This window comes from Kitasatospora sp. NPDC056651, from assembly GCF_042792155.1.
Taxonomy (GTDB): domain Bacteria; phylum Actinomycetota; class Actinomycetes; order Streptomycetales; family Streptomycetaceae; genus Kitasatospora.
This window is the reverse complement of the sequence record NZ_JBHTWX010000029.1, coordinates 66,059-72,208: the sequence shown is the minus strand read 5'-3', so window position 1 is coordinate 72,208 and position 6,150 is coordinate 66,059. Positions and strand designations below refer to the sequence as shown.

6 protein-coding genes are annotated in these 6,150 nt (G+C 70.6%); all 6 read right to left on the bottom strand.

Annotation, left to right across the window (positions count from 1 at the left end; genetic code table 11):
• Positions 1-203: 203 nt before the first annotated feature.
• The 6 genes from ACFRAR_RS14450 to ACFRAR_RS14425 all read right to left on the bottom strand — a co-directional run bounded on the left by ACFRAR_RS14450 (position 204) and on the right by ACFRAR_RS14425 (position 6,128).
• Positions 204-1,274, bottom strand: a complete 1,071-nt coding sequence (locus ACFRAR_RS14450) for a methyltransferase (RefSeq protein ID WP_380698322.1) — start codon at positions 1,272-1,274, stop codon at positions 204-206.
• Positions 1,275-1,361: 87 nt separating this feature from the next.
• Positions 1,362-1,712, bottom strand: a complete 351-nt coding sequence (locus ACFRAR_RS14445) for a DoxX family protein (RefSeq protein WP_380698320.1) — start codon at positions 1,710-1,712, stop codon at positions 1,362-1,364.
• 15 nt (positions 1,713-1,727) lie between these two features.
• The gene (locus ACFRAR_RS14440) at positions 1,728-3,053 is read right to left on the bottom strand and encodes an alpha/beta hydrolase family protein (RefSeq protein ID WP_380698318.1); all 1,326 of its coding nucleotides are present in this window, start codon (positions 3,051-3,053) and stop codon (positions 1,728-1,730) included.
• 6 nt (positions 3,054-3,059) lie between these two features.
• Entirely contained in the window at positions 3,060-3,392 is a 333-nt protein-coding gene (locus ACFRAR_RS14435) for a hypothetical protein (RefSeq protein ID WP_380698316.1), read from the bottom strand.
• The gene (locus ACFRAR_RS14430; protein WP_380698314.1) at positions 3,386-5,050 is read right to left on the bottom strand and encodes a cytochrome P450; all 1,665 of its coding nucleotides are present in this window, start codon (positions 5,048-5,050) and stop codon (positions 3,386-3,388) included. Before ACFRAR_RS14430 ends, ACFRAR_RS14435 begins: the two co-directional genes overlap by 7 nt.
• Positions 5,051-5,132: 82 nt before the next feature.
• A complete protein-coding gene (locus ACFRAR_RS14425; protein WP_380698312.1) occupies positions 5,133-6,128 on the bottom strand; it encodes a methyltransferase in 996 nt (331 codons plus the stop codon).
• Positions 6,129-6,150: the final 22 nt, after the last annotated feature.

Here is a 6,150-nt window from a genome sequence, read left to right as displayed (position 1 = left end):
AACTCACTTATCCTCTGGCGTGGGGGCTTTTTTTTTTTCAACCCCCCCCCGGCGGGCGGGCCCCCCCCGCCGGGGGGGCGCCCCCCCCCCACGTCCGAGGCACGCCGGGCACGACCGGACCGGTCAGCGGGCGGTGTCGCGCCGGGTGCGGTAGTCGGGGGCACCGCCGGGCCGGACGTGGGCGGCGGCGCGCAGCGGCCGGGTCATGCGATCCTGCGAGCGCAGAGGACGCCGTGCACGACGAAGGTGCCGGGGGGCATCGAGGTGCGGTCCTGGGTGCGGGTCATGGTGACCTCGAAGCCGCACTCCTCCAGCCAGCGTCGGTAGGTGGAGATCTTCTGCGGGCCGCCTTGGCCCATGGTGCAGCCGAGGAAGAAGGCCGGGAAGAAGTCGATGTCGACGTTGCCGGGGTCCGTGACGTCCTCGGGGTAGACCGGTACCAGGACGGCGACCTGGCCGCCGGGCTCCAGGGCGCCGTGCACACCGGTGAGGATCTCGAACACCTCGTCCTTGTCGAACATGTCGAGGAAGTGCTTGATCAGCACGGTCTGGTAGCCCGAGGGGACGGCCCGGAAGACGTCGCCGCCGATGAAGGAGCAGTGCTCGGCGACGCCGTGGGCGCGGAAGTTCTCCAGCGTGGCGGCCTCCTTCTCGGGGAGGTCGAAGTTGGTGACGTGCAGCCCGAGGGCCTCCTTGGAGCGATAGGCGAGGATGGCGCCGAGGCCGGTGTTGCCGGCCAGGTCGAGGACTCGGGAGCCGGCCGGGATGTCGATCGAGTCGAAGAACCACGGGTCGATGTGCGCGGTGACGTTGTCCATCAGGGTGGAGAACGCCTCGCGCAGGTCCTTGTGCTCGGCGACGGCGCTGTACAAGTTGCCGTCGTGGCCGTAGAGCTGCTGCAGGGCCACCACCTTGCCGGTGCGGACGCTGTCGGTCAGGTGGAAGACCTGGCGCAGCACGATGACCTTGACGAAGTGCATCAGGGTGAGGATCCGGGCCAGCGAGGCGGGGTCGGCGTCGCCGAGCGCGGCGAGGGTGTAGCCGCCGGTGGCCTCGTCCTGGGAGACGAAGCCCTCCTTGATCGGCAGCAGTAGCAGCTGCTCGACCGCGTCGGGGGCCGCGCCGACGGTGGCGCCGAGCTGGGCCGCGGTCGCGCCGGGGGTGTCGCGGATCGCGTCGACAAGGCCGAGTTCGAAGCAGCTGAGCAGGTTCATGAACCTCGCGGGGCCCACCAGGTAGTCACGGAGGCGCTCGAAAGTGGAGTCGGTCGTCATTGCGGTGATCCCTTCAACGGCACGGATGCGGCATGGGTGCGGCATGGGTGCGCGGGTGGTTGCGCGGACGGGCGGGCCCGGTCGGTTTCAGGGCCGCAGCAGCATCAGGACGAGGGCCACCACCGAGCCGACCAGGATGGCGGCGGACAGGCCTGCCCGTTCGGGGTGGCCGACCCGCAGGTGGGCGCCGACCGCGCCGAGGAAGTACAGCACCAGGCAGCCGGCGGCGGCGACGGCCAGCGGCGACCAGAGCAGGCCGACCAGCAGGCCGGCCGCGCCGGCGGCCTGGGCCAGGCCGAGCAGCCACAGCAGCGAGGGCGGGAACCCGACCTCGACGACGCCGCGGCGGACCACCTCCTTGCCGGTGAAGGTGGCGTGGGCGGTGCGGGTCAGCACCACGGCGAGCGCGATCGAGACGACCGTGGCGGCGACGTGCATGGGGCGCTCCAGGGGTCAGGAAAGGCCGGTGCCCGGCCCGTCGCCGAGCAGGGTGCGCGGGTCGAGCGGCGCGCCGTAGGTGTACTGGCGTTCCTCGCCCCAGGGTTCGGTGTGACTGCGGCCGCGGGAGTCGACGACGGTATGGCGGGAACCGGGCGGCAGACCGCCGGCCCGGTCGGCGAGCCAGTCGGCGACGGCGAGGAACACCTGTGGGCCGAGCCGACCCGCGGTGCGGGTGACCGGGGCGTGGTGCTCGCCGACGTAGAACAGCAATTCCTTGGGCCCGGAGAGGGAGTTGAGGTGTCGGTAGGTGTCGGCCGGGTCGCAGAGCGGGTCGTCCTCGCCCATCGCGGCGAGGTAGGGCATCCGGATCTGCTTGCCGAGGCCGTCCGCCGTCATCTCGGCGGTGATGGCTTCGAGTTCGGCCACCGTGGTGGTGCCGGTCATGTACATGAACCGCTGCCGGAAGGTCGGCGAGTGGCTGGTGAACATCGCCGTGTTGCCGGGATCGAAGCAAGTGAACATCACCGCGCAGGCGGCGTACCGGGGTTCGGCAGCGGCCATCTGGGTCACCCAGAGCGACCCCTGGCTGACACCGCACAGCATCACCCGCTGCGGGTCGATCTCCGGGCGGGCGGCGACCGCCTCGTACGCGGCGGTGCCGACCTGGCCGTATCGCTCGGGCCGGTACCAGATCTCCCGCACCAGCGAGGTGCCCTGGCCGGGGCCGTCGAGGGTGAGCACCGCCATGCCGCGGCGTAGGTAGCGGTCGGCGCCGGCGAAGACGTTGATCTCCTTGAAGCCGTCCATCCCGGAAAGCACCACCACGCACGGCAGCGGGCCCTGTTCGGGACGGTATCCGGGCGGCATGTGGTACCAGCCCGCCAGGGTGCGGTCCTCGTAGGGGACCTCCACCGGCTCCACATGGTGGTCGGCGCTGTGGGTGTACGCGGTGAAGCAGCCGGTCTTCTTCTGCTCCAGCACCTGGTTCAGCTCGGTGTTGGCGAAGATCGGCCACTGCGCTCCGCCGTACAGGATGGCGGCGGCGAAGTAGTCGTCGCCGGCCGAGACCTGGTGGCCGGCTCGCCGCTGGGCGTCGCCGCGCAGCTCGAAGTGCCGGGCCAGATTGGCCATTTCACGGGTGAAGTCGTCGAGTTTGCGGATCGAGCGGGACAGCCCGAGGATCGCGCCCTTGTGGTCGGCACTGACCGGGGCGGACAGGTAGTGCAGTCGGTCCTGGTCCCACTCCGGGCCGAACTGCTCGATCATCAGGTCCAGCAGCCAGCGCTGGTCGGCGAAGCGCGGGTCGCGGCGGCCGAGGGCGTGCGGGTTGACCGGCATGGTCTGTCACTCCGGTTGCGAGGGCCCGGTGTTCACCGAGACCGCCTGGTAGGGGAACCTCGCCTGCCACCGGCCGACGAACGCGGCCAGCGACGGGTGGGCGAACAGTTGCCGCATGGCGGCGAAGTCGCGGCACTCGATCTGAGCCATCGCGGAGGGGGTGAAGACCGGGGCGAGCACCTCCCGGGCGGCGTCCACCAGCGGCATGTGCGGCCAGTGCCGGTACGCGTCGGCGAAGCCGGTGCCGAGCACCAGCGCGGAGCCCTCGCGGAAGAATTCCGCCCGGTCGTCCTCGGTCATCTCCGCCGGGAAGGCGAACACCAACGTGTGGGTCACCATGTGGTCCGCTCCCACAGCTCGGCGACGTACTGGTGGTACTTGCCGGACTGCAGCACCATCATCAGCTCCAGCAGCTTGGCCCGGTCGCCGGCCACCGCGAACCGGCCGGTGACGAAGGCCTCGGTGGCGTCCATCCGGGTGGACTGGAAGTCCAGCAGGTCCCGATAGCGGGCGGTGATCTCCAGGTCGGAGTCGGCCAGTCGGCCGCGCCCGGCTTTGACGATCACGCCCTTCTCGATCAGCAGGTGGTAGTCCACCGGCCCCTCGGGTGCCTCGGTGGCCCGGAACTGCACCTTCACGTTGACATGCGGAATGGCCGGCTGGTCGGACGGCGCCAGCGCCTCCATCGCCGCCAGGTACTCCGGGGACAGGAAGCGCACCGTCCCGGTCCCGGCCGGGCGCTGCTCGGCGCGCCGCCGGAAGCGGATCTTCAACGCCTCGATCTGCGGGAACGCGACCCGGGCGCGGTGCTGGAGCGGCTCGGTGATCTCGATGTCGGTGAACCGCTCGAACAGCCCCGAGAACACCACGTCGGCCTGCAGGTTGGCCAGCCGCCAGCCCAGGCAGTAGTGGGTGCCCAGACCGTAGGACATCGGTGCCGCCTCCTTGCGGGTGATGTCGAAGCGGTCCGGGTCGGTGAAGCGCCGCGGGTCGCGGTTGGCCGCGGCGATCCAGACCATCGCCCGGGCGCCGGCCGGGATCTCCACCCCGCCGACCGTGACCGGAGCGCTGGTGGTGCGCGGGATCATGTGAGCGGACGGCATGTAGCGCAGGATCTCCTCGGTGGCCTGCCGCAACAGCGACGGGTGCTCGCGCATCAGTCGGGCCTGCTCGGGGTGCTCGGCGAACAGCCGTACGCCGTTGGTCAGGAAGAAGGTGGTGGTCTCGCTGCCCGCCGCGATCACCATGTGGCACATCTGCACCAGGTCGTCGAACCCCAGCTTGTCGCCGTCCTCCTCGATGTCGAGCAGGGCGGAGACCAGGTCGTCGCCGCGCCGGCGCTGCTTGCCGCGCACCAGGTCGGCGAAGTAGTCGTCGAGGAACTTCGCCGCCTGGTCGGCCTTGAGCAGCTCGGAGGCGGTCATGCCGGGCTCGAAGGTGCGCTGGAACTCGCGGATCTTGTCGCGCAGCAGCGGCGCCTCGTCCTGCGGGACGCCGATCAGGTCGGCCACCACGCCCAGCGCCAGCGGGAAGAACACCTGGTTGCAGATATCGCCCTCGCCCGCCTCGGCGATCGGGGCGATCAGTTCCTCGAAGCGCCGCTCGATGAAGGCCCGGTGCTCCAGCACCCGCTTCTCGGAGAAGCCGCGGTTGACGATCCGTCGCATCCTGGTGTGCTCGGGCGGGTTGGTCCACAGCAGGTTGGCGGCGAGTTTGCGCAGCGCCTGGTGGTGCTTCCACTCGCCGCTGAACCGGTTGGCCATCCAGATGTGGATGTCCTTCTCGACCTGCTTGCTGCGCAGGAACTCGTCGACCTCGTCGTAGCCGGTGAGCACCCAGGTGCCCAGGGCGCTGCGGTGCACGGGTGCGGCCTCGCGCAGTCGGCGGTAGCGGGAGTAGGGGTCGGCGAGGCCCTCGGGGGAGAACAGGAGTTCGGCGAAGGCCTCGTTGGCAGCGTGCTCGGCCGCGGCATCCGGCCGCGTACGGGGGGTGGTCATCGTGACGTCCTCGTTCGTAGTGGTCTCGGTTCCGGGGCGCCGGCGGGCCGGGCCCGGTTCGGCAGGATCGGCCGGACAGGGCCTAGCCGGGGATCGTCGCCTCGACCACGTGCAGCAGCGGCTTGACCGCGGTGACGCCCTCCAGTCGCAGGCCGGCGCGCTCGACCAGGGCGGTGACGCCCTCCAGGGTGTGCCGGCGGCCGTTGGTGTTGAGCAGGAACAGCAGGTCGATGCCGGTGGCGTAGCGGATCTCCGGGCTGCCGTCGACGACGTTGGTGATCACCAGGACCTTGGCGCCCGGCCGGCCCGCCCGCCTGGCGTTCCGCAGGGCGAGCACGGTCTTCTCGTCGTCCCATTCGAGGATGCTCTTGAACTGGTAGACGTCGGCGTCGACCGGGATCTCCTCCAGGCAGCTGCCGGCCACGACCTGCGAGCGGCCGGCGAGCGAACCGCCGGGGCGCAGCCGCGGGTCGGGTTCGGCGACCGCGGCGGGCAGGTCGACCAGCGTGCCGTGCAGGTGCGGATTGGCCTCCAGCAGTGCTGCCAGCGTGTATCCGCGGCCGCCGCCGATATCCGCGATGCTTTTCACGCCGCTCAGGTCGAATGCCTCGGCGATGGCCGCGGAGGTGATCCGGCTGAGCTCGGTCTGGGACCGGTTGAACACCTCGGTGGATTCTTTCCAGTTCCGGTGCAGATAAGTGAAGAACTCTTCGCCGAACCGCTCGTCGAAGTGTCCGCGGCCGTCCCGGACGGCGTCCTCCAGGTCCGGCCACAGCTGCCAGGTCCACGGTTCGGTGACCCACAGGACCCAGTTCTTCAGCCGTTGCGGGTGGTCCTCGCGCAGCAGCCGCGAGGTCTCGGTGTGGCGCACGCCCTCGGGGGTCCGCTCGAACACCCCGTAGCACTCGAGGTTGCCCAGCACGCGGTCCAGCACTTGGGCGTTCACACCGAGTCGACCGGCCAGGTCGGTAACCTGAACGGGCTTCTCACCGAGCGCGTCGGCCAACCCGATCCGGATCGCGGCGCGCAGTGAGGCCGGCGCGGCGGAGGCCAGCGCCAGCTCGCGCAGGGACGTCACCGGGGAAATTCCACGGTCCGTT

Excerpts from the sequence above, each read along its gene's own strand:
- ACFRAR_RS14440 (WP_380698318.1), bottom strand. The coding sequence starts at position 3,053 with ATGCCGGTCAACCCGCACGCCCTCGGCCGCCGCGACCCGCGCTTCGCC.
- ACFRAR_RS14435 (WP_380698316.1), bottom strand. The coding sequence starts at position 3,392 with ATGGTGACCCACACGTTGGTGTTCGCCTTCCCGGCGGAGATGACCGAG.
- ACFRAR_RS14450 (WP_380698322.1), bottom strand. The coding sequence starts at position 1,274 with ATGACGACCGACTCCACTTTCGAGCGCCTCCGTGACTACCTGGTGGGC.
- ACFRAR_RS14445 (WP_380698320.1), bottom strand. The coding sequence starts at position 1,712 with ATGCACGTCGCCGCCACGGTCGTCTCGATCGCGCTCGCCGTGGTGCTG.
- ACFRAR_RS14430 (WP_380698314.1), bottom strand. The coding sequence starts at position 5,050 with ATGACCACCCCCCGTACGCGGCCGGATGCCGCGGCCGAGCACGCTGCC.